Annotated in this window: 22 protein-coding genes; 4 read left to right on the plus strand and 18 right to left on the minus strand. The window is 61.5% G+C overall.

Annotated elements, in window-relative coordinates; translation table 11 throughout:
• Positions 1 to 14 precede the first annotated feature (14 nt).
• On the minus strand, positions 15 to 470 hold the full coding sequence (locus KCG44_RS05725) for a YaiI/YqxD family protein (RefSeq protein ID WP_218445632.1): 456 nt from the start codon (positions 468 to 470) through the stop codon (positions 15 to 17).
• Between the two features lie 2 nt (positions 471 to 472).
• Entirely contained in the window at positions 473 to 1,138 is a 666-nt protein-coding gene (locus KCG44_RS05730; protein ID WP_218444861.1) for a M23 family metallopeptidase, read from the minus strand.
• Between the two features lie 124 nt (positions 1,139 to 1,262).
• Between KCG44_RS05730 and KCG44_RS05735 the strand changes: the two genes are divergently transcribed.
• From KCG44_RS05735 to KCG44_RS05745, 3 genes are all read left to right on the plus strand, one after another.
• A complete protein-coding gene (locus KCG44_RS05735; protein WP_218444863.1) occupies positions 1,263 to 2,231 on the plus strand; it encodes an SPFH domain-containing protein in 969 nt (322 codons plus the stop codon).
• A gap of 4 nt (positions 2,232 to 2,235) precedes the next feature.
• On the plus strand, positions 2,236 to 2,682 hold the full coding sequence (locus tag KCG44_RS05740; RefSeq protein WP_218444864.1) for an NfeD family protein: 447 nt from the start codon (positions 2,236 to 2,238) through the stop codon (positions 2,680 to 2,682).
• A 73-nt stretch (positions 2,683 to 2,755) separates the two neighbouring features.
• Positions 2,756 to 3,670, plus strand: coding sequence for a radical SAM protein (locus tag KCG44_RS05745; protein ID WP_218444866.1), 915 nt, complete (start codon positions 2,756 to 2,758; stop codon positions 3,668 to 3,670).
• A gap of 22 nt (positions 3,671 to 3,692) precedes the next feature.
• On the opposite strand, the gene KCG44_RS05750 is transcribed toward KCG44_RS05745, so the two are convergent.
• The 4 genes from KCG44_RS05750 to KCG44_RS05765 all read right to left on the minus strand — a co-directional run bounded on the left by KCG44_RS05750 (position 3,693) and on the right by KCG44_RS05765 (position 8,749).
• Positions 3,693 to 4,928, minus strand: coding sequence for a YfiM family lipoprotein (locus tag KCG44_RS05750; protein WP_218444867.1), 1,236 nt, complete (start codon positions 4,926 to 4,928; stop codon positions 3,693 to 3,695).
• A 68-nt stretch (positions 4,929 to 4,996) separates the two neighbouring features.
• The gene (gene folP / locus KCG44_RS05755) at positions 4,997 to 6,049 is read right to left on the minus strand and encodes a dihydropteroate synthase (RefSeq protein ID WP_218444868.1); all 1,053 of its coding nucleotides are present in this window, start codon (positions 6,047 to 6,049) and stop codon (positions 4,997 to 4,999) included.
• Positions 6,046 to 7,227, minus strand: coding sequence for a hypothetical protein (locus KCG44_RS05760; RefSeq protein WP_218444870.1), 1,182 nt, complete (start codon positions 7,225 to 7,227; stop codon positions 6,046 to 6,048). Before KCG44_RS05760 ends, folP begins: the two co-directional genes overlap by 4 nt.
• Position 7,228: 1 nt before the next feature.
• Positions 7,229 to 8,749, minus strand: a complete 1,521-nt coding sequence (locus KCG44_RS05765; protein WP_218444872.1) for an MBOAT family O-acyltransferase — start codon at positions 8,747 to 8,749, stop codon at positions 7,229 to 7,231.
• A 106-nt stretch (positions 8,750 to 8,855) separates the two neighbouring features.
• Between KCG44_RS05765 and KCG44_RS05770 the strand changes: the two genes are divergently transcribed.
• A complete protein-coding gene (locus KCG44_RS05770; RefSeq protein WP_218444873.1) occupies positions 8,856 to 9,584 on the plus strand; it encodes an energy transducer TonB in 729 nt (242 codons plus the stop codon).
• 168 nt (positions 9,585 to 9,752) lie between these two features.
• Here KCG44_RS05770 and odhB read toward each other — a convergent pair whose 3' ends face one another.
• The 12 genes from odhB to KCG44_RS05830 form a co-directional block, all read right to left on the minus strand.
• Positions 9,753 to 11,018 carry a 2-oxoglutarate dehydrogenase complex dihydrolipoyllysine-residue succinyltransferase gene (odhB, locus tag KCG44_RS05775; RefSeq protein WP_218444875.1) on the minus strand — a complete coding sequence of 422 codons (1,266 nt, stop codon included), beginning with the start codon at positions 11,016 to 11,018 and terminating at the stop codon, positions 9,753 to 9,755.
• 24 nt (positions 11,019 to 11,042) lie between these two features.
• A complete protein-coding gene (locus KCG44_RS05780) occupies positions 11,043 to 13,973 on the minus strand; it encodes a 2-oxoglutarate dehydrogenase E1 component (protein WP_218444876.1) in 2,931 nt (976 codons plus the stop codon).
• Positions 13,974 to 14,176: 203 nt separating this feature from the next.
• Positions 14,177 to 15,052, minus strand: a complete 876-nt coding sequence (locus KCG44_RS05785) for a hemolysin family protein (RefSeq protein WP_218444877.1) — start codon at positions 15,050 to 15,052, stop codon at positions 14,177 to 14,179.
• Positions 15,052 to 15,564, minus strand: a complete 513-nt coding sequence (gene ybeY, locus KCG44_RS05790) for an rRNA maturation RNase YbeY (protein ID WP_218444878.1) — start codon at positions 15,562 to 15,564, stop codon at positions 15,052 to 15,054. The genes KCG44_RS05785 and ybeY overlap by 1 nt, the downstream gene beginning before the upstream one ends.
• Positions 15,557 to 16,570, minus strand: a complete 1,014-nt coding sequence (locus tag KCG44_RS05795) for a PhoH family protein (RefSeq protein WP_369411934.1) — start codon at positions 16,568 to 16,570, stop codon at positions 15,557 to 15,559. Before KCG44_RS05795 ends, ybeY begins: the two co-directional genes overlap by 8 nt.
• The gene (miaB, locus tag KCG44_RS05800; protein ID WP_369411935.1) at positions 16,571 to 17,914 is read right to left on the minus strand and encodes a tRNA (N6-isopentenyl adenosine(37)-C2)-methylthiotransferase MiaB; all 1,344 of its coding nucleotides are present in this window, start codon (positions 17,912 to 17,914) and stop codon (positions 16,571 to 16,573) included.
• A gap of 19 nt (positions 17,915 to 17,933) precedes the next feature.
• Complete coding sequence (locus KCG44_RS05805) at positions 17,934 to 18,686, minus strand: lysophospholipid acyltransferase family protein (RefSeq protein ID WP_218444881.1); 753 nt, start codon at positions 18,684 to 18,686, stop codon at positions 17,934 to 17,936.
• A gap of 74 nt (positions 18,687 to 18,760) precedes the next feature.
• Positions 18,761 to 19,186 (minus strand): Fur family transcriptional regulator, encoded by a 426-nt coding sequence (locus tag KCG44_RS05810; RefSeq protein ID WP_218444883.1) that lies wholly within the window; start codon positions 19,184 to 19,186, stop codon positions 18,761 to 18,763.
• Positions 19,187 to 19,285: 99 nt separating this feature from the next.
• Positions 19,286 to 19,705: a Ros/MucR family transcriptional regulator gene (locus tag KCG44_RS05815; RefSeq protein ID WP_218444884.1), complete on the minus strand. Its 420-nt coding sequence runs from the start codon at positions 19,703 to 19,705 to the stop codon at positions 19,286 to 19,288.
• A gap of 89 nt (positions 19,706 to 19,794) precedes the next feature.
• The gene (locus KCG44_RS14525; protein WP_369411936.1) at positions 19,795 to 20,271 is read right to left on the minus strand and encodes a GNAT family N-acetyltransferase; all 477 of its coding nucleotides are present in this window, start codon (positions 20,269 to 20,271) and stop codon (positions 19,795 to 19,797) included.
• Positions 20,268 to 20,879: a tRNA (adenosine(37)-N6)-threonylcarbamoyltransferase complex dimerization subunit type 1 TsaB gene (gene tsaB, locus KCG44_RS05825; protein WP_218444888.1), complete on the minus strand. Its 612-nt coding sequence runs from the start codon at positions 20,877 to 20,879 to the stop codon at positions 20,268 to 20,270. The genes KCG44_RS14525 and tsaB overlap by 4 nt, the downstream gene beginning before the upstream one ends.
• Before the next feature lie 5 nt (positions 20,880 to 20,884).
• On the minus strand, positions 20,885 to 21,478 hold the full coding sequence (locus KCG44_RS05830; RefSeq protein WP_218444889.1) for a malonic semialdehyde reductase: 594 nt from the start codon (positions 21,476 to 21,478) through the stop codon (positions 20,885 to 20,887).
• Between the last annotated feature and the right edge of the window lie 2 nt (positions 21,479 to 21,480).

The following is a 21,480-nucleotide window of genomic DNA, read 5'->3' on the forward strand; positions in this document are numbered from 1 at the left end:
TGTCTGCGCCCGCTTTAGGAACCCCGCTTCACACGCACAAGCGCAGCATCGAGCGCGGAGAGAAAGCGCGAGCGATCCTCCTTTCGAAACGGCGGCGGGCCGCCAATATTCGCTGTCTCCGCCCCGGCGCGAAGATCGGCCATGATGGCGCGGGTTGCGACGGCGGCGCCGATGCTGCCCTCGGTGAAAGGCTTGCCATTATTGCCGATGACCGTTGCGCCCGCCTTCAGACAGCGATCCGCCAGCAGGATGTCGGAAGTCGTGACAACGGATTTCGCGTCCGCCTTTTCCGCGATCCAGTCGTCAGCGGCGTCGAAGCCGTCACTGACCACCTGGAGCGACAGCAGCGGATGGTCGGGGAGCCGCAGGAACTGGTTGGCGACGATGGTGACAGGCACATCATGCCGCCACGCGACCTTATAGATTTCGTCCTTCACCGGGCAGGCATCGGCATCGACGAGGATACGCACGGTCATTGCGTCATGAAGGCAGGATAGGGGTCTACGGGCTCGCCTTTCCACCAGCTTTTATCCGGACCGAGTTTCTCAATCGCAAAATGCAGATGCGGCGCATCGTCGTCGGCATTTCCGGTTGAGCCCACCGTGCCGATCACCTGGCCGCGACGCACCGATTCGCCCTCGGCAATCCCTTCGGCGCGGGTGTCGAGATGGGCGTAATAATACACCCAGGTCTCGGTGGGGTCGAACTGATAGATGGTGATGCCGCCCCGGTCCGAATCGAAGAATTTCACCAGGACGCCGTCATCGACCGCCACAACGGGTGTGCCGCGTTCAGCCATGAAATCAAGCGCCCTGTGCGCACGGCCATTGCCGCGCGCATCATCGAATTGCGGCGTCAGTTCAGTCACGTCATAGCCAAGCACAGGGATGGCGAGTTGTTTTTCAACCAGTTCGGTGACCGCTGGGCTGGACGGCGTGAAAACCATATCCTCGGGCGTGTCCCCCAGGGGAATCTCCATGGATGGTGATGTCGGCGAGGCGGCGGGCGCGGCCTGTACCGATTCGGCCTGCGGCGCGGCCGAATCGGCGCGTTTATAAAGAAACAGCCAGGCTGCGCTTGTCGCAAGCGCCGTCAGGAGAGCTGTCGCCAGCATGATTCCAAGTGTTCTCATCATCATGCATGTCTGACGCGGAATAAGTTCGGCGGCAAGCGTGCCAGATGCCCGCATGCGATCTTTAAGTGCATTCCAACGCCGCAACGGGCATACTCGTCGCATAATATGCTGTTGAGGAGCAGACCCTATGTTTGAAGCCGCCAGTATCGTCTCGATCCTATTGGTGATCGCGGTCGTCGTCGCGCTGTTCAAGGCGGTGGTCGTCGTTCGCCAAGGCTATGAATACACGCTGGAAAGACTGGGCCGGTACACCCAGACGCTGACGCCTGGCTTCTCCCTTCTCATTCCCTTTATCGACCGTGTCGGCCGTAAGGTGAACATGATGGAGCAGGTGCTGGATATTCCGGGACAGGAGATCATCACCAAGGACAATGCGATGATCTCTACCGACGGGGTGGTGTTCTTTCAGGTGCTGGACGCCGCCAAGGCGGCCTATGAGGTGTCCGACCTGTACAATGCCATCCTGAACCTGACGACAACCAATCTGAGGACGGTGATGGGGTCGATGGACCTGGATGAAACGCTGTCGAAGCGCGATGAAATCAACGCCCGCCTGTTGCTGGTGATCGACGAGGCAACGGGCGTCTGGGGCGTCAAGGTCACGCGCGTCGAAGTGAAAGACATCCGGCCACCGCAGGATATCGTCAACGCCATGGGGCGCCAGATGAAGGCGGAACGCGAGAAGCGTGCGACGATTCTGGACGCCGAAGGCCAGCGCCAGTCGGAGATCCTGAAGGCCGAGGGTGAAAAGGCCGCGCAGATTCTGGAAGCTGAAGGCCGCCGCGAAGCCGCCTTTCGCGATGCCGAGGCCCGTGAGCGCGAGGCGCAGGCGGAAGCCGAGGCGACACGCGCCGTTTCGGAGGCCATCGCGGCGGGCGATTCGCAGGCGATCAACTACTTCATCGCGCAGAAATATGTTGAAACCATGTCGGACTTCGCCCGGTCGCCAAATGCGAAGACGATCTTCCTGCCGCTGGAGGCGACCAGCCTGGCCGGAACGATCGGCGGTATTGGCGAACTGGTAAAATCGGTTGGCAGGGATAGCGGCGGTAGCAGCGCGAACACACCCGTACCGCGGACACGCCGGGAGGACTGATCCGGTGGGCGATCTAATCGACATCTTCTTCACGCCATGGGGCTGGGTCGGCCTGGGCTTGGTCCTGCTGGTGCTGGAGGTTCTGGCGCCGGGTACGTTCATGCTCTGGCTTGGGCTCGCGGCGTTGATGACAGCGATATCGACGGGCGTCTTTGGCCTGGGCCTGGAACTGCAACTGATAACCTTCGCGATATATAGCGTCGTGGCGGTCCTGATCGGACGCAGCTATTTTCGCCGAAAACCGGGCCGCGAGCCCGAGGTCACCGTGAACGCGCCCGCTGCCCGCCAGATCGGCCGGGACGTGGTCGTCGTGGATGCCCTTGAAGGCGGGAAGGGGCGTGTCCGCATGGATGACACGACGTGGAGCGCATCGGGCGCCGACGCACCTGTCGGGACGCGGCTGAAGGTCGTCGGTATCGAGGGTGCGACACTGAAAGTCGCCGCGAAATGACGGCGGCGGCGGTGACGCAGGTGCCCTTGGCCTAATTGTAACCATTGCGGGTTTACCCTACGAACCCAAGGCTATGGACGCCGTTGCCCCCTTCACCGACCCCGATGTCACCGCGACGGGCGAGACACGCGCATCGGTCGATTTTCGCGGGCTGGAAACATTGTGGCTGAACAGCGGGACGCTATGCAATTTGGCGTGCGCTCGCTGCTATATCGAAAGCTCGCCAACGAATGACCGACTGGTTTACCTGAAATTATCGGATGTCGAGCGCGTGCTTGCCGAAGTGGAGGAGACCGGGCAGCCGCTGACGGAGATCGGGATCACGGGCGGCGAGCCTTTCATGAACCCGCAGATCGATGCGATCCTGGCGGCATGTCTGGCGACCGGCGCGGATGTTCTGGTGCTGACCAATGCGATGACGCCGATGCGGCATCACTGTGACGCTCTGCTGGCGATGCAGTCGGACCGGCTGACGCTGAGGGTCAGTCTGGACCATTATGATGCGGCGCTGCACGAGGAAGAGCGCGGACCGCGCAGTTTTCAGCCCGCAATCGACGGGTTGAAGTGGCTGTCAGCGAACGGCTTCGACATCGCTGTCGCGGGACGGACGCTGTGGAACAAGGACGAAGCCGAGATGCGTGCCGGATATGCCGCGCTGTTCGCGCGTGAAGGCATCGCCATCGACGCCGCCGATCCTGAGGCGCTGGTGCTGTTTCCGGAAATGGACGATGCGACAGCGGTGCCCGAAATCACCACGGCATGCTGGCAGATACTTGGGAAGAACCCGGCGGACCTGATGTGCGCGAGCCAGCGTATGCTGGTGCGGCGGAAGGGGGCAAAGGACGCAAGTTTCGCGGCGTGCACATTGCTGCCCTACGACCCGCGGTTCGATTCCGGTTCCAGCCTTTCGGGTGCGTCCCGGCCGACCAGGCTGAACCATCGCTGGTGCGCGCAGTTCTGCGTGCTGGGCGGCGGGAGCTGCGGCTGAGCCGGGCGCTCATGCCAGGGCGTTACCGCCGATATAGCGGCAGGCGGTCAAGTTCAGCGTCAATACGGGCGACGGCGTTTTTATATTGCCCGCTGTCCAGCTTTCCGAACCGACTTTCAAATTCGGCGTCCGATATGCCCTCGGTCAGGCCGAGCGCCGCCATCGGAAACAGGTCGCCCGGTTTCGCGCGCGCGAGCAGACCCTGCGCGCGCGCCGTTCTCGCCGGGTCGGCAAGCGCTTCGCCAAGTCTCGTTCCGGCGCGGTCGGCGGCGAGGTCGACAAAGCTGAACCCGCTGCCGCCGGGAAGGCTGTCGTCCAGTTCTTTCCATTCACCCAGCGCCTCGCCCAGTTTGGAATTGCCGCTGGCAAGGGCAGCGGACAGCGAGAAATGCATGGCAAGATCGCGGCGTCCCGCAAGCCGCGCAGGTAAAGGCGACATGCGGTCGCCGCCGGTCCGGATCATGTTGCTGTCGGCAAGGCGCATGACGGGTGTGCCGACGATGGCCGCCGCGACACCGATGCTGCGCCCCGAGGCGATGTCCACATTGCGGGCCGGGCCGGAAAAGGCGCGGGCATAGACCGTGGCGAGCGGCACGGGTTTGCCGAGCCCGATATCGAAGGCGCTGAGTTCAGCGAGGGTTTCACGTGCAGCCGTAAGGACCTGCGGGTCACGCGCGCCTGCGAGGCCGCGGACCGCGCGCGTCAGTTCAAGGGGAACGTCCAGTTTCCCAACGACAGCGTGGGGCAGAATGCGCATCCCCTGGATCATGGTTTCAAGACGCGGCGCGGGCGTGTCCTCTCGCCAAATGCCGTGCAGGATCAGGTTAGCGGCCATTTGGGATAGAAACGGCGTCAGCGGGATATTGCCGATGCGGGCGTTAATCCGCGCCGCGCCGTCCGCCGGGGCCGCCCCCGTCGATGTGGAAATATTGAGCCAGGTTCGGCTGGCGAGACGGTAGCTGGCGTCTGCGTTCAGCCGTTCGCCCCTAATACCGGCGTCCACCCGCAGCCCCGGCGCACCGTGGCCGAGCAGCCGCGCGGCACCCGAAATCTCGTCCCGCGTGACGCCAACCGATACCCGCCGGTCCTGCCGCATGGCCCAGTACATCTTCACAGCCAGGGCGCGGGCAGCGCCGACATCCGCCGCGCGCGGGACGTCTGTCGGCGCGACAAGCGGTGCGGACGAAAGCAGATTTGCGCCCAGAAAAAACAGGACGGCCATCGTGCCAAGGAAGATGCGAAAGGTCATGCGGATCACAGCGCGGAGCCCTAGTGCCGATGCCAGGGTTTAGGAACCCTGCGTCATGGCCCGCGTCATGCGCCGCGTCACGCGAGGGGAGAGAGGGCCGCGTCCTTCAGTCCGCGCCAGACCCTGATCGCCTGCACACTTTCGGGGACATCATGGACACGAAACAGCTGAACGCCCTGCGCCAGGCCGGCGGCGAGCACGGCGAGCGAACCGCCGAGACGGTCCGCCACCCCGGCCTCGCCCGCCAGCGCCCCGATGAAGCGCTTGCGGCTTGCGCCCAGCAGGATCGGCGTGCCGAGCCCGTGGAAGAGCGAGAGGCCATTCAGGATTTCCAGATTGTGACGTACGGACTTGCCAAAGCCGATGCCGGGATCGACGATGATGCGGTCACGCGCGATACCGGCGGCGATGGCGGCGTCGATACGCGCGGACAGCCAGTCATATATGTCGAGCAGGGCGTGGTCATATTGCGGAGCGTCCTGCATGTTCGCGGGATCGCCCTGTGCGTGCATGATGATGACGGGCGCACCGCTTTTTGCGATCACCGACATGCTGGCGTCGTCATGGGTCAGGCCGCTGACGTCGTTCACGATGCGGGCACCGCGGCCAAGCGCATCGCGCATCACGGCGCTTTTTCGTGTGTCGATCGAAGTCAGGATATCGCCATGTTTTAGCCGGTCCAGAATGGGCGCGACGCGGGCGATTTCGTCCTGCTCCCAGACCGGATCGGCACCCGGACGCGTGGATTCGCCGCCAATGTCGATGATCGCCGCCCCGGCCGCGGACATGTCGAAGGCCGCCGCAGCCGCTTTTTCCGGGTCGGCATGTTTGCCGCCATCGGAGAAGCTGTCCGGGGTTGCGTTCAATATGCCCATGATACGCGGTTCGTCGAAGCGCAATATGCGGCTGCCAAGCTCAAGCGGCGGGCGCTGGCCGGTGATGCGCGCCCATGCGATATGTGTTTCAATATCGCCAAGATCGCTGACCGGGACGAGACGCGGCGGCGCGGCCCGCTGCAGCACCTCTATCTGCGAAAACCACAACGCGCCGCCCGCAAGGCGCGCGACCTGTCCATCAAAGTGAAAGGGAGCGTCGACGAAGCCGGTCGGGCGAAGATAAATGCCGGTCATTGCAGAGCATCCTTTACACGGCCGCCCGCGATCCGTTCGATCCGGTTCATGTCGTCCGGACGCATATCAGCGAAGGTCAGGAGGCCGCGGCGCTGGCGTTCGAGCGTATAGGCCACATTCGCGGCCGTCAGTACCGAACCAAACGTGGTTTCGCCGCCGGTCATGCGCGCAATCATCAGATCGCCAAGTGCGGCTTTGAAGTGCCCGGCCTCCCAATAATAATCGAGCCTCGTGCGGGTATCACCGGCAACAGGCGCACGTTCCATGGTTTCCGGCGCGGTCTGCGCGAAATCGTAAAGCGGCACGTCGTGCCGATCCGCCACCACCGCGAGGTCGGTCTTCCAGCGTTCGAATTCCGGCCAGGCACCGGCGGCGGCATAGGCGGACAAAAGCTCGCTATGATAGGGATAGGTGAAGAGGACGACATTGACGTCCGCGGCCTTCATGCGTTTCAGAAACATATCGACGCGCGCGACCAATGGGTTGGTATCTGTCCAGCCGTAGCGGCGGTCGGGATTCGCGATGGCGGCGATGTTTTCCCGCTCACGCTGGGCAAAAAGGGCCCGATGGCCCTCGCCCGCGACGAGGCGGTCATAGTCACCGGTTCCGTTGAGGCCATTGTCAAGGACCGTGAACGGGTAGGCGGTATGCTGACCCATGATCGTCGCGCCCGCATCGATGGCCGCGTCGAGCGAGAAGAGCGTGTCACGGGCGAGGTAGACCTTATCCTTCACAGAGTCCGCGCGGGAAAAGCCTGGAGTATCGCCAGCGTCTTTCGTAATTCTGAAATCTATGAAATCGACGCCGAGATAGACGGTGTCGATATTCCCTTCGGCAATCATTGCCTCAACCTCTCCCGCGACACGGTCCGTGCCGCTGCCGGGAAGGCCGAGATTATAGACGGGCCGCGCCGAGGCGGGCCAGGATGCGCTTGCCGGATCAAGGCCGACATGGACGCGCGAATTGCCCGCGATCAGCGTTTTGGGATCGACCTGGCGGAACTGACGGAGCTTTGCCGCGGCGAGGTGGCGGCCCATTTCCGGCCTATATTCATTAAGGCCGGCAATGCGCGGGGCGCCCCAGATGCCATAGGGATCGATGAACGCCAGCGCGCCAGCCGTCAGGGCGACGAACAGCACCAGCAGGGCGGCAAATGTGGAGAGATATTTTCGCATCATGTCAGAACTGGAAATACAGGAATTCGGAAACGCGGGTGAGCGCGAGGATGCTGATCAGCCCCAGCAGCGCCGTTATCATGGCCCAGCCAAATGTCGGCCGCCAGGTAATCCGTGATCTGACCAGGGTGCCATCGAAGTCGAGCGCGGGATCGGTCTTGCGCATGATTTCCTGCGTGTTCGGTGCGAAGACCGAAATCAGGAAGAGCGCGATGATCCACAGCCATTGCGAAACGAAAGCCGCGCCGCCGCCCTCACCGGTGCTGATCGGGAATATATCCGTCAGGCCGCCAAGACGGGCCGTAATCGCGCTGGGCAGGGCGATGCCGTTCATGCCCGCCATGCCGGAAACGACATTGAGCGCACCGTCGAGTGTAACGGCGCGGAAGAAAACCCAGCCGATGACGACCGCAAGGAAGGTGATTGCCCAGGCCCCGAAGGTCACGAGCCTGCCCGGGCCCAGCACCCTGCCAATGCTGCCTGACCAGGCGTGGTTTATCATCAGATAGATGCCATGCAGCGCGCCCCATATCGCGAAGTTCCAGCCCGCGCCGTGCCAGATCCCGCCCAGCAGCATGGTCAGGAACAGGTTGATGTAGCGCCGGACATTGCCCTTTCGATTGCCGCCGAGAGAAATGTACAGGTAATCGCGCAGGAAGCGCGACAGGGTCATGTGCCAGGTGCGCCAGAATTCGACGATGTTGCGCGACTTGTAGGGCGAGGCGAAGTTCAGCGGCAGAACGATGCCGAACATGCGGGCAAGGCCAATGGCCATGTCGGAATAGCCGGAAAAGTCGAAGTAGAGCTGAAACGTATAGGCGAGCGCGCCGCCCCAGGCAGCGAAGAAATCGGGATTGAGGCCGCTGTCGGCACCAACGAACAGCGGAGTTGCATAGACAGCGATGCCGTCTGCCAGCACAGCCTTCTTGAACAGGCCGAAGATGAAGATCGTCGCGCCGATAGCGAGGTTGGACGAGCCGATCCGGTAGGTCTCCGGCTGGTCGAACTGCGGCATCATTTCCTTGTGATGCAGGATCGGACCGGCAATCAGCTGCGGGAAGAAGCTGACGAACAGGGCATAGTCGAGAAGGTTGTATTCACGGACGAATCCGCGCTGGCAATCGATCAGGTAGGCGATCTGCGTGAAGGTGTAGAAAGAGATGCCGATGGGCAGAAGAATGGTGCCGAGTTCCCAGTCCGCTCCTGTCATTTCAGCGACATTGTCCAGGAAGAAATTGGTGTATTTATAGTAGAATAGCAGGCCGAGATTCAGGAGGACGCCCAGGATCACACGCCATTTCGTTTTGCCCCCCTCCCGCGAGATTGCGCGGCCGATCAGATAATTGGCGAGAATCGAGCCGATGAGTACGAGCACATAAGGCGGATTCCAATAGCCATAGAAGATCAGCGAGGTGAGCGTCAGCCAGCCGATCGCCGCGCGCTTCGACCTCTGTCCCAGCGTTGCGAAGCCGATGATCGTCACGGGCAGGAACGCGAAGATGAACAGGTAGGAGTTAAAAAGCATGAGTTCCCCGCTGTAAGGGCGCCTGCATAACGTCTTTGCGCATGAGGTACACCCGAACTGTGAGTGAAGTGTTATTCCGGCATGACTTGCGGTAATCATGCGTGAAATGAACGGATGGTCCCGATATTTGCCGCGCGGCCGCAAGGGCCGGGTTTTCGCGCTGGTCTGCATATTGCACATTCTGGTGGGCGGTCTGCTGATCGCCGAGCTGACCCATAGTGTCGACCTGGTCCCGGACGACGTCGATGGCGTTCAGGATCTCGTGCTGATCGCCTTTTCTAGCGCGGATGACGATCCGGCACTGGCTGCGCCGGAGGAAGAGGGTGAGGCCTCGGCACCTGACATTGTCGCCGACCCGGTACCGGTGATCGCGCCGCCGCCGGATATCGAAATCAAGCGCGATCCGCCGATCCAGGCCGCGCCCGCGGCGGCTGAGGGCAAGGCAACCGATGCGGGCTCCGCCGTGCGTGAGGGGCCGGGTACCGGCGATGGCCAGGGCGATGGTTTTGGCACTGGCGCGCGCGGCAGCGGAATCGGAGGCGGCGGTGCTGTTTCCCGTGCGCGCAAGATTGCCGGCGACATCCTCGACCGGGACTATCCGCGCTCGACACGCAGGGACAATGCGCAGGGAACCGTGACGGCCTATTACGACGTGGGTGCGGACGGGCGGGTGTATAATTGCACGGTGCGGGAATCGAGCGGCAATGCGGCGCTGGATGCCGCGACGTGCAGGCTGATCGAGGAGCGGTTTCGCTACGAACCGGCGCGGAATGTACGAGGTGAGCCGGTACCGGACGTTACCGGCTGGCGGCAGGTCTGGTGGCGCGAGCGGTAGGGGAGAGGCCGCTATTTAAGGATTTCGATCATCCCGAGCGCAGTCGAGGGACGCACATAGTTTTGCAGCAGCGTGGGTGCGTCCTTCGACTGCGCTCGGGATGATCGGGGTTCGTGCGTTGCACCTGCCGCACGTCATCCCCGCGTTCGCGGGGATGACGGGTAGAAATTACAGGTCCAGCACCAGTCTTGTTGGATCCTCAATGGCTTCCTTCACGCGGACCAGGAACGTCACCGCCTCGCGGCCGTCGATCAGGCGGTGATCGTAGCTGAGGGCGAGGTACATCATCGGGCGGATGACGACTTCGCCGTTAATGGCGACCGGGCGATCCTCGATGCGGTGCATGCCGAGCACGCCCGATTGCGGTGTGTTGAGGATAGGCGTCGATAGCAGGCTGCCGAAGACGCCGCCGTTCGAGATCGTAAAGGTACCACCCTGCAGCTCTTCCAGCTTCAGTTCGCCATCGCGCGCGCGGCGGCCGAAATCGCCAATGGATTTTTCGGTCTCCGCGAAGGTCAGCTTGTCGGCATCCTTCAGGATCGGGACGACGAGGCCGCCGGGTGAGGAAACCGCGATGCCGATATCGGCATAGTCGCGGTAGACGATTTCATCGCCGTCGATCATCGCGTTGACGCTCGGCACGTCCTTCAGCGCGAGGGCGCAGGCCTTTGTGAAGAACGACATGAAGCCGAGGCGTACGCCGTGCTTCTTTTCGAAGGTTTCCTTATACCGGTTCCGCGCTTCCATGACGGCGGTCATGTCGACATCGTTGAATGTCGTCAGCATGGCGGCGGTGTTCTGTGCTTCCTTCAGGCGCGACGCGATGGTCTTTCTGAGGCGCGAGATCCGTTTGCGCTCCTCGTTGCGACCGGGGCCGGCGACAGTCGCGGCCGCCGGAGCCGGTGCAGGTGCGGAGGTTTTCGCCGCATCGCCGCCGCTTTTTTTGGCGCTGCCGCTGGAAATGGCGCGCTGCACATCCTCTTTCAGCAGGCGTCCGCCCTTGCCGGTGCCCTTGATGCCATTCGGGTCCAGATTGTGCTCCGCCAAGAGACGGGTCACGGCGGGGGAAAGCGGTTGATCCGTCGTCGCCATGTCGCCCTTGCCCATAGTCTCGGCCTTGGCGATTTCCGTCTTGTCTTCCCTGTCAGGCTCCGGCGTGGAGGCCGTCGGCGCAGCGACTTTCGCGGAGGCCGTCCCGCCCTCATCGAGACGGGCGATGATCGCGCCAACTTCGACTTCATCGCCTTCCTGCGCCAGCTGTTCGGCGAGAACGCCGGCGACCGGCGCGTTCACTTCAATGGCAACCTTGTCGGTTTCCAGGCTGACAATGGGCTCATCGAGTTCGACGGCGTCGCCTGGCTGCTTCAGCCACTCGCCGACCGTTGCTTCGGTAACGGATTCGCCAAGTGCGGGGATGGGGACATCGGTGGACATGGTTTTACGTTCCTTGGAGCTTGATCAAGCGGTGAGCGCGTCTTCGACGAGCTGCTTTTGCTGTGCGGCGTGGCGGGATGCAATGCCGGTGGCGGGCGCCGCAGCGGGGCCGCGGCCGGCATAGACCGGACGCTGGGGTTTCACCTTTGCGCCCTGAAGCGCGCGTTCGACATAATGTTCGGTGAAGAACCAATACCCCTGATTCTTCGGTTCTTCCTGTGCCCAGACGACCGTTTCCAGGTTTTTCATGCGCTTCAGGCGGATGATCAGGGGTTCGAGCGGAAAGGGATAAAGCTGTTCGATGCGGACGATCGCGGTGTCCTTCAGGCCCATTTCATCGCGCCGTTCAGCAAGATCGTAATATACCTTGCCGGAACAGAGAATCAGGCGTTTCACATCCTTGTCGGCGATTTCGGTGCGGTCGGAAATGATGCGCTTGAAATGGGTATCGCCGGAAAGCTCCGCCAGCGTCGATGTTGCCGCCTTGTGCCGCAAAAGCGACTTCGGCGTCATGATGACGAGCGGCTTGCGGAAATCGCGGTGCATCTGCCGGCGCAGGATATGAAAATAATTTTCCGGCGTGGTGCAGTTCGCCACCTGCATATTGTCCTCCGCGCAAAGCTGTAAAAAGCGTTCGGGGCGGGCGGACGAGTGTTCCGGACCCTGGCCCTCATAGCCGTGCGGCAATAGCATGACGAGTCCGTTGGAGCGGAGCCATTTGGCCTCACCCGATGCGATAAACTGGTCGATCATGATCTGCGCGCCATTGGCAAAATCGCCAAACTGGGCCTCCCACATCACCAGGGATTTCGGGTCGGTCAGCGCATAGCCATATTCAAAGCCCAGCACGCCATATTCGGACAGCGGACTATCGTAGACCTTGAAGTTTTCGCTGATCATCTTGAGCGGGACATATTTCGACGCGTCGGTTTGATCCGTCCAGACGGCATGCCGCTGGCTGAACGTGCCGCGGCCGGAATCCTGACCGGACAGCCGCACGCCATAGTCTTCGTCGAGCAGCGATGCGAATGCGAGTGATTCCGCCGTTGCCCAGTCGATGCCTTCGGCAGTGTCGATCGCCTTCGCGCGGGCGTCCATGACGCGCTTCAGTGTCTTGTGAATGGAGAAACTGTCGGGAACGGCGCTGATTTTTCCGAAGAGTTCGCGCAGTTTGTCCTCCGGCACGCCGGTAATCGCCGCGCGGCGATCGCCTTCCTCTCCGCCCGGCAAACCGAGGCCGACCCAGCGGCCCTCGAACCAGTCCGCCTTGTTCGGCTTATAGCCCGGCGCCGCGTCGAAGCTTTCCTGCAGCATGTTTGTGAACGCCTCGGTCTGCGACTTCGCCCATTTGTCGTCGATGATATTCTCATCCCGCAGCCGTTCGGCATACATGACAGAAACTTTTTTCTTTTTTCTGATCGACTTGTACATGAGCGGCTGCGTGAAGCTCGGCTCGTCGCCCTCATTGTGGCCGAAGCGGCGATAGCACCACATATCGATGATGACGTCGCGGTTGAAACGCGTACGGAACTCGGTGGCGACTTTCGTCGCAAAGGTCACGGCCTCTGGATCATCGCCATTGACGTGGAAGATCGGCGCCTGGACGATCTTGCCCATGTCCGACGGGTAAGGGCTGGAGCGGCCGAATTGCGGACTGGTCGTGAAGCCGATCTGATTGTTGATGATGAAGTGGATGCAGCCGCCGGTATTATAGCCCTCCACCCCGGAAAAACCGAGGCATTCGGCGACCACGCCCTGCATGGCAAAGGCGGCATCGCCGTGCAGCAGGAGGGGCACGACTTCGTCGCGGGTCGTATCGCCGCGGATCTGCTGCGCCGCCCGCGTCTTGCCGAGCACGACCGGGTTCACCGCCTCAAGATGCGACGGATTGGGGGTTAGCGAAAGATGCACTTCATTGCCGTCAAATTCGCGGTCGGTCGAGGTGCCGAGATGGTATTTCACATCGCCGGAACCGCCGACATCCTCCGGATTGGAACTGCCGCCGGCAAATTCGTGGAAGATGGCCTGGAATGGCTTCTGCATCACATTGGCAAGAACGTTGAGGCGGCCGCGATGCGCCATGCCGATGACGATCTCCTTCGCGCCATTTGCGCCGCCAATCTTGATGATCGATTCAAGCGCGGGAACAAGCGCCTCGCCGCCATCGAGGCCGAAGCGCTTCGTTCCGACATATTTGCGGCCGAGGAAACTTTCGAATTCCTCCGCTTCGATCAGCTTGTTCAGGATGGCCTTCTTGCCCTCAGGCGTGAAGCTGATGGCAGTGTCGCGGCCCTCGACGCGCTGCTGAATGAAGCGGCGCTCGGTCCGGTCGTTGATGTGCATATATTCCGTGCCGACATGGCCGCAATAATTGGACTGCAATATGGGCACGAGTTCCGCGACCGTGGTCGCCTCTATGCCCATCACGCCGCCCAGATAGACGACGCGGTGCAGGTCGGCGCCGCTAAACCCATGATGCTCCGGTGTCAGTTCCACCGGCGTTTCCCGTTTCGCCAGACCGAGGGGGTCAAGGTCGGCGGCGAGATGACCGCGGACGCGATATGTGCGGATCAGCATCATCGCGTTCAGCGAATCCGTTGCAGCGCGGCGAATATCTTCCGCGGTGATCTGGCGCTTGTCGGCGGATGCAGGCGGAGAGGAGGCCGTGCCGTTCGTCTTTGGCTTTGCCGCGCCGGGTGTCATCTGCGTCGGATCGAGCGCGGCGGTCCGTTCATCCGTGGCCGTGACAGGCCAGCTGCCCCGCTGCCATGACGGTCCGGACGTATCGCCCATCTGTTCCAGACCTTCGAAATAGCGCTGCCAGTCGCTGCCGACGGAACCGGGGTTCTTATCATATTTCCGGTACATCGCCTCGATGAAGCCCGCGCCGACATTGTCGATGGCGAGACCTTCCAGAAGAGGCTGCGGATCTGTGGGATTATCGTCGAGGGCCATATTTTCGAGCCTTAAATCTGTGTCATGCCGCATCGCCATCTGTGCGCATGTTCCCTCCCCCGAACGCTGCGTACGCAGCTTAGTGCCTTAGCGCCTGTGAAAAGGGCTTCAACCGGGGGAATTAACCGACGCGACATCTTGTGCGGCATTCTTTTTTGTAACGGGAACAGGTTTCCGGAATCTCTCCAGCTCTGAAGCGGCCTTTACGCATCCGGCGTCACGCGGACGCGCTCGACGCGGCGCTCGTCAGCGGCCAGCACCGTGAACGACCAGCCCTCGGGATGGGAGACTGTCGCACCGACCTCGGGCACCTCGCCCTCAAGCATGAAGATGAGCCCGCCGACCGTATCGATGTCGCCGTCGACCGCCCCGACCAGGTCGGTGGCGAGTCGTTCCTCGAGCGCATGAATGTCGAGACGGGCATCAGCCTCGTAAACGCCATTTGGCAGCGCCAGCAGGGCTTCTTCCTCGGGCTCGTCATGTTCATCCTCAATATCACCGACGATTTCCTCAACGATATCCTCGACGGTGACGAGGCCGTCCGTGCCGCCATATTCATCGACGACCATGGCCATATGGGTACGGCCCGCCCGCATACGGGCGAGAAGGTCAAGAACGCGCATCGCGAAGGGAACGAACAATACGGGGCGCATGATGCTTTCAATGGGGACGTCCGCATCGCGGCCTTTTTCGGCGATGACATTATAGGCGTCCTTCACGTGCACCATGCCGAGAATACGGTCGAAATCGCCGGTATAGATGGGCAGCCGGCTGTGCCCCGCCTCCGCAAAGGCCTGCACCAGCTCGGCAAAACTGCCTGTGGCACTGAAGCCGATAATGTCGCCGCGCGGGACCATGATGTCGCCTGCGCGGCGTTCGCCAAAATCAAGGAGATTGCGGATCATCGTGCGCTCGTCGGAACTCAGGTCGCCGGCGACCGATGTCGTCTCGGTCTCGTGCTCCTCCAGGGCTTCCTCTATGGATTCACGCAGCGTCGCATCGCCGCGCCCGAATAGCATGGTCTTCAGGAATCGAAGCGCGGGGCGCGTGGCAGGCTGGTCTGGCAGGGGGTTAGCCATTAGCCGTCAACCCGATCCTGATAGGGGTCAGCGATGCCGAAACGCGCAAGGATCGTCGTTTCCAGCTGTTCCATGTCGATCGCCTCGGCCTCCAGTTCATGATCATAGCCGACAATATGCAAGGTTCCATGTACGATAAGGTGTGTGGCGTGGTCGATGAGTGAAATGCGCTTGTCCGCCGCTTCCCGCGCGCAGGTTTCCGCCGCAAGCGCGATATCGCCAAGCAGCACTTCACCGTCATCCGTATTTGTGAGCCCGGCAAGAAGATCGCGCTGGACTGCGGGAAAGCTGAGCACGTTGGTGGGCCTGTCCTTGCCGCGATATTGCCTGTTCAGTTTCCGTACCTCGACATCATCGGTAAAGCGCACGGCGAGTTCGCAGGCCATGTCGTCGTCAACGAGATACCCATAGGGGGTGGCGCGGATCGCAGCTTCGGCAGCCTCTGCGGCGCGGGCCGGCCAATCGAATTCCGGCCAGTCACCCGCCGCAATCTCTATGTCGACGTCAAGCATCGCCGCCCTCATAAGCCGCGACAATGCGGCCCACGATCGGTGCGCGTACGACATCGCTGACACCGAAATGGACGGTGGCTATGCCTTCGATGTCCTCCAGACGGGACACGGCGTCGGCAAGACCGGAGCGACCGGGATCGGGCAGGTCGACCTGCTTGGGATCGCCGCAAACGACCATACGGCTGTTTTCACCGAAACGCGTAAGGAACATCTTCATCTGCTGCGGCGTCGTATTCTGAGCCTCGTCGAGAATGATGAAACTGTTCGCGAGGGTACGGCCCCGCATGAAAGCGAGCGGGGCGATCTCAATCTCTCCCGATGCGATGCGGCGTTCGACCTGATCGGCCGGCAGCATATCGTAAAGCGCGTCATAGAGCGGCCGGAGATAGGGATCGACCTTGTCCTTCATATCGCCGGGGAGGAAACCGAGACGCTCGCCCGCCTCGACCGCGGGGCGGGACAGGATCAACCGGTCGACACTGCCGGTGATCAGCTGCGACACGGCCTGGGCGACGGCGACATAGGTCTTGCCGGTACCCGCGGGACCGAGGGCGAAGATAATATCCTCCGCTGCGAGCGCCTGCATATAGTGCAGCTGGCGCGGCGTTCTGGGAACAATGGTCTTTTTTCGTGTGCGGATGGCAATTTGCGGACGCTCCGCTCGCTTGCCTTTCTTTTCAAGACCTTCGAGCAGAGGTGTGCCCGCCATCGCAATGGCGGTTTCCACATCGGCAACGGTCACATTGCCGCCCTGCATCAGCTTTCCATGCAGTTCCTGCAGCACATCGCGGGCCTGCGCGGCGGGTTCGGCGGTCCCCTCGATCGTCACGCGGTCACCGCGCGCGGCGATGTAGACGCCAAGGCGGTTTTCAATGGCAATCAGATTCTGGTCATATTGGCCAAATAGCGGACCGAGGAGCTCTGGCCGATCAAATCGCAATTCCAGACGCGCTGGATCGGCCGGCGCCGGGATGTCGGCATCAGAAGCCTTTCGTTTATGGGCCACTTAGGCGGCTTTCCTTTCCTGCAGGATACCGGCGAGCGAATTGGGGCCCGCGCTTTCGATGTGAGCTGTGACGATATCGCCGATCTTTGCGCCATCTGCGTACAGGTGGACGCTTTGCAGCCATGGGGTCTTGCCGATCAACTGGCCCGCATGCTTGCCTGGACGCTCCAGCAGGACGTCAGTCGCCGTATCGACGGTAGCGGCGTTGAAGGCAAGCTGCTGGTCGTTGAGCAGCGCCTGCAGGCGGGCGAGCCGGTCCACCTTCACCGTCTCGTCGATCTGGTCCGCCATTTCAGCGGCAGGCGTGCCGGGGCGCGGGCTGTATTTGAAACTGTAGGCCTGCGCATAATTGGTCCGCCGCACGATCTCGAGCGTGTCTTCGAACTCTGCCTCGGTCTCGCCCGGGAAACCGACGATGAAGTCGCCGGAGATTGCCATATCGGGGCGGATACGGCGCAGCGCGTCGATGCTCTTCAGATAGCTATCCGCCGTGTGGCTGCGATTCATCGCTTTCAGGATGCGGTCGCTGCCGGATTGCACGGGAAGGTGCAGGAAGGGCATCAACGCATCGATTTCGCCGTGCGCCGCGATCAGCTCGTCCGTCATGTCTGCGGGATGGCTCGTCATGTAACGGATGCGGGCGATGCCGGGAATATTTGCGACGCGCGCGATAAGGTCGGCAAACCCGGTACCCGATGCGTCGCGATAGGCATTGACGTTCTGCCCGAGCAGAACAATCTCGCGGGCACCGCCATCAGCGAGTTTCCGAGTCTCCTCGATCAGCACATTCGCTGGCCGGGAGACCTCCGCACCGCGCGTATAGGGGACAACGCAATAAGTGCAGAACTTATCGCATCCCTCCTGTACGGTGAGAAAGCTGGAGGGTGCGGCCTTGCGCGCGGTACCGAGCGCCGTGAACTTTTCGAGTGTGGGAAGGTCGGTATCGACGCGCCGCTCCCCCTTCACTGCTGCGCCGACCATTTCGGGGAGGCGATGATAAGCCTGCGGACCGACGATCAGGTCGACCGCTGGCGCGCGGGCCGCGATTTCCGCACCCTCGGCCTGTGCGACACAACCGGCAACCGCGATCATCGATCTTTCGCCGCTTTTGCGCCCGGCCTTTTCGATGCGGCCGATTTCGGAATAGACCTTCTCGGACGCCTTTTCACGGATGTGGCAGGTGTTCAGCACGACAAGGTCGGCCTCCGCCTGTGTCGCGGCAGGGGAAAGGCCGTCCGCCTCCAAAAGCTCGCCCATGCGCTCCGCGTCATAGACGTTCATCTGGCAGCCATAGCTTTTGACGAAGTAGGATTTTGGCTGTTTCACAGGTACCGAGTCGGCCACGCCGGATGTGAGTCGATTGTCATGCAGGCCTAACATAGTCGCGCATGGCCTGCCTGTAACCCCTAGCGATCTCATCTGCGACGGCGCGTGTCAGGTGCTTGCGGTCCTCAAAGGCTTCCGGGTCGAGCGATTCATGAAACGTCACATCGACGCGCACCGCGCGCAGACGCAGGAATTGCCTGACGGAATCCGCTATTCCGAAATGGCCAAGCCACGCCACCTGCGGGAACCTGCCGCGAAAAACCGGCATGGACCGGACCCGGGTATAGGCAATGGAGACCGGTTGAATCCGGACGTCCCGCAGCCCGCTTTCCGCCAATCCGACAAGTAATGAGGATTTGAACGGCAGCGGACGCCGAAGGTCGCTGGTGGTCCCCTCGGGAAACAGGATCAGACTGTCGCCGGAACGCAAGGCCGCCGTGATCTCGCCCGCCTGCCGGACCGCAGAGCGTCTGTCGCCGCGTTCAACATATATGGTGCGCTGCAGGTCGCAGAAGAAATCGAGGAAAGGGTCGTCGGACATTTCCGACTTTGCCACAAAGCGTGCACGGATGAGGCAGCCCAGCGTGGGAATGTCGGCCCAGCTGATATGATTGGCCAAATAAAGAACGGTCCCACGCGCGCGGCGGCCGTGGCTTTTGACGGTAATACCGCATGCCCAGCACACCAGCCGGTGAAACGGTTTCGTCAGCCAAGGCTGACGATCCGGCAGTATCTTTCGCATGATCCATGCAAAAGGTACCAGCAGCGCGGCAATGAGAAGCAGCGGCACGACGCGCTCCCACGGGATACGATGATGCGCCTCGCTGTGAAAAACGCCGGGGTCGGGCAGGGTGTCCGCCTTGCTCAGGACTTGTCCTTCAGCTTGCGGCCATACAGTTCCATGCGGTGATCGACGAGTTCGAAACCGAGCTTTTCGGCAATTTTCCTTTGTAGCTCTTCAAGCTCCTCATCATGAAATTCGACGACCTCGCCGGATTCCACGTCGATCAAGTGATCGTGATGCTCTTCAGGGGTCGGCTCGTAGCGGGCGCGGCCATCCCGGAAATCATGGCGTTCGAGGATCCCGACTTCCTCGAACAGGCGTACCGTCCGGTACACCGTCGCAATCGAGATTTTCGGATCGACCTTTGACGCGCGGGCGTAAAGTTCCTCGACATCGGGGTGATCGTCGGCCTTGCTGAGGACGCGCGCAATGACGCGCCGCTGGTCAGTAATACGCAGCCCGCGTTCAGCGCTGAGCGCTTCAAGATCGATCTTGGTCGAGGTCATAATAAAGAAGGAGCACCTTTTCCCATTGAAAACGATGCCCCTTCTAGGCTCTTGGCATGCCTTGCCGCAAGTGCCGGGCGCGCTGACACGCCAGCAATGCTATTTACGGCGAGTGCGCGTCTTTTTCGTGCCAAGCCCGATTTTCTTGGCGAGTTCACGGCGCTGCTTCGCATAGTTGGGCGCGACCATCGGATAGTCGCTCGGCAGGTTCCATTTCCGGCGATAGTCGTCCGGTGTCATGCCGTAGCTGGTCATCAAGTGACGTTTCAGCATTTTCAGTTTCTTGCCGTCCTCAAGGCAGACAATATAGTCGGGCTTGATCGACGCGCGGACGGAAACCGCTGGTTCCTGTGCAACTTCTTCTTCGCTGCCGGGGTCGAGTTTCGCCAGCGTGTTGTAAACCTGCTCGATCAGCGTGGGCAGATCGCTGACCGCGACCGTGTTGTTGCCGACATGGGCTGAAACGATTTCAGCCGTAATGCCAAGCAGGTCTTCGTGCATATTGATTTCTTCAGTCATGTAACGCTCCGTCTACTAAAAAAAACCGGTACCGGAATGGACCTAGGCGACGCATATGTCGTCACACTGTTGAAAAGGCAAACCCAAACTTAAGAAGAGGTGAGTGGTAATGCTGCCTGCATCGTAACCGCATCATGACTGCGGCCGTCTACACCTCGATAATACGCCTTTCGCTCACCAATTTGAGACAAGCCACAGGAACGATATAGTGCAAGCGCAGCCTTATTACTGCGCCTGACTTCTAGGTGTAAAAATACGGCGCCGCGCGCTTGTGCGGCAAGGGAGACCCGTTGAAGTAACGCGCGGCCCAGATTCATGCGACGTGCATGAGGAAGCGTCGCCACCAGCAGCAATTCCGCTTCATCCGCCGCGATACGGGCCAATGAGAACGCCGCGGGTTTGCCGCCGAGACTGGCCAGCTCTGCCCAGGTACCCGTCTGGGAAAGAGTCCCCGTGAGCTGGGTACTCGACCATGACTCCCCATATGCCGGGTCGAAGGCGCAGCGCGCGATACTTGCGAGCAATGGCGCCTGTCCGGCGTCTGCCCTGGTGAACCTTGCCGTCATCGCTGGGGCGGCTTCGCGTCGGGCGCCCGCACGTAGAGCGGTGCTGGCGGCCTGTCCTGACCTGCGGGGGGAATGAGGGCGGCGACGTCCGCCATATCGGGCATGTCCGTGCCAAGAACGCGTACATGCGCCGGAATGACGATCATCGGCGTTCCCGTGCCAATAACAGCGCCGCCGACAATTGCGGCCTGCTCTGCCGGCACCGCAGCCGGTGGCCCGGTTTCACCGCCGTCACGGGTAAAGTGCTGAACAAACACTTCGCCGCGGCCGCCATCTAGGGCAACCGTGATTTCCGGTAGATCTGCGTGATCGCGAAAAGCGCGGGCGGCGAGGACTTCCGTAGAGGTAATGCCCGACACAGGGACATCCCATGCGACACCAAGGGCGCGGGCGGCGGCAATGCCGACGCGCATGCCCGTGAAACTGCCAGGACCAATTTCGACCACAATGCTACCGGGTCTGGTCTCACCCAAAAGGGCGGCGATCATCGGTATCAGACGCTCGGCATGCCCCCGGCCAATGATCTCGTGAACGGCCTTCACGACCTTCGACCCGTCAATCAGCGCGAGCGAGCAGGCGCGGTGGGCTGTCCCAATCGCAAGCCGCATCAAAGCTACCTGATCTCGCATGCCTCGTCGAAGCTGAGGCGCGGGCTGCGCGGAAACAGATTTTCCGTCGTGCCATGGCCTAGGCAGCAGAGAAAGTTCGGCGTGATGACGGTACCAGGGAAGAAAGCCTCTTTCACCTGATCCTTGTCAAAACCCGACATGGGTCCGCAATCAAGGCCAAGCGCACGGGCGGCAATCATCAGATAGGCGCCCTGAAGCGTGGAATTTCGCGCGGCCGTTTCCGCGATCAGATCGTCGTTACCGACAAACCAGCTCCGTGCGTCGGCATGTGGGAAAAGGTCTGGCAGTTTCTCGTAGAACTCCATGTCCTGACCGATGATGACGGTCACCGGCGCAGACCTGATCTTGTCCTGGTTCCCCTCCATAGCGCATGCCGCAAGCTTTTCGCGCGCCTCTTCCGACTGACAGAAAACAAGCCGGGCGGGCGCACAATTCGCCGCTGTGGGACCCATGCGCATCAGTTCATAGATCGCATTGAGTTCCACCGCCGAAACGGGGCGCTCGGACCAGCTGTTATAGGTACGCGCATTCCGGAAGATCAGATCAAGATCCCGGTCGCTCAGAAGGTGATCGGACATAG

It is taken from the genome of Pacificimonas pallii (assembly GCF_019204005.1).
Taxonomy (GTDB): domain Bacteria; phylum Pseudomonadota; class Alphaproteobacteria; order Sphingomonadales; family Sphingomonadaceae; genus Pacificimonas; species Pacificimonas pallii.

Excerpts from the sequence above, each read along its gene's own strand:
- KCG44_RS05730 (WP_218444861.1), bottom strand. The coding sequence starts at position 1,138 with ATGATGATGAGAACACTTGGAATCATGCTGGCGACAGCTCTCCTGACG.
- KCG44_RS05735 (WP_218444863.1), top strand. The coding sequence starts at position 1,263 with ATGTTTGAAGCCGCCAGTATCGTCTCGATCCTATTGGTGATCGCGGTC.
- KCG44_RS05745 (WP_218444866.1), top strand. The coding sequence starts at position 2,756 with ATGGACGCCGTTGCCCCCTTCACCGACCCCGATGTCACCGCGACGGGC.
- folP (WP_218444868.1), bottom strand. The coding sequence starts at position 6,049 with ATGACCGGCATTTATCTTCGCCCGACCGGCTTCGTCGACGCTCCCTTT.
- KCG44_RS05760 (WP_218444870.1), bottom strand. The coding sequence starts at position 7,227 with ATGATGCGAAAATATCTCTCCACATTTGCCGCCCTGCTGGTGCTGTTC.
- KCG44_RS05765 (WP_218444872.1), bottom strand. The coding sequence starts at position 8,749 with ATGCTTTTTAACTCCTACCTGTTCATCTTCGCGTTCCTGCCCGTGACG.
- KCG44_RS05770 (WP_218444873.1), top strand. The coding sequence starts at position 8,856 with ATGAACGGATGGTCCCGATATTTGCCGCGCGGCCGCAAGGGCCGGGTT.
- odhB (WP_218444875.1), bottom strand. The coding sequence starts at position 11,018 with ATGTCCACCGATGTCCCCATCCCCGCACTTGGCGAATCCGTTACCGAA.
- KCG44_RS05780 (WP_218444876.1), bottom strand. The coding sequence starts at position 13,973 with ATGGCCCTCGACGATAATCCCACAGATCCGCAGCCTCTTCTGGAAGGT.
- KCG44_RS05785 (WP_218444877.1), bottom strand. The coding sequence starts at position 15,052 with ATGGCTAACCCCCTGCCAGACCAGCCTGCCACGCGCCCCGCGCTTCGA.
- ybeY (WP_218444878.1), bottom strand. The coding sequence starts at position 15,564 with ATGCTTGACGTCGACATAGAGATTGCGGCGGGTGACTGGCCGGAATTC.
- KCG44_RS05810 (WP_218444883.1), bottom strand. The coding sequence starts at position 19,186 with ATGACCTCGACCAAGATCGATCTTGAAGCGCTCAGCGCTGAACGCGGG.
- KCG44_RS05815 (WP_218444884.1), bottom strand. The coding sequence starts at position 19,705 with ATGACTGAAGAAATCAATATGCACGAAGACCTGCTTGGCATTACGGCT.
- KCG44_RS14525 (WP_369411936.1), bottom strand. The coding sequence starts at position 20,271 with ATGACGGCAAGGTTCACCAGGGCAGACGCCGGACAGGCGCCATTGCTC.
- tsaB (WP_218444888.1), bottom strand. The coding sequence starts at position 20,879 with ATGCGGCTTGCGATTGGGACAGCCCACCGCGCCTGCTCGCTCGCGCTG.
- KCG44_RS05830 (WP_218444889.1), bottom strand. The coding sequence starts at position 21,478 with ATGTCCGATCACCTTCTGAGCGACCGGGATCTTGATCTGATCTTCCGG.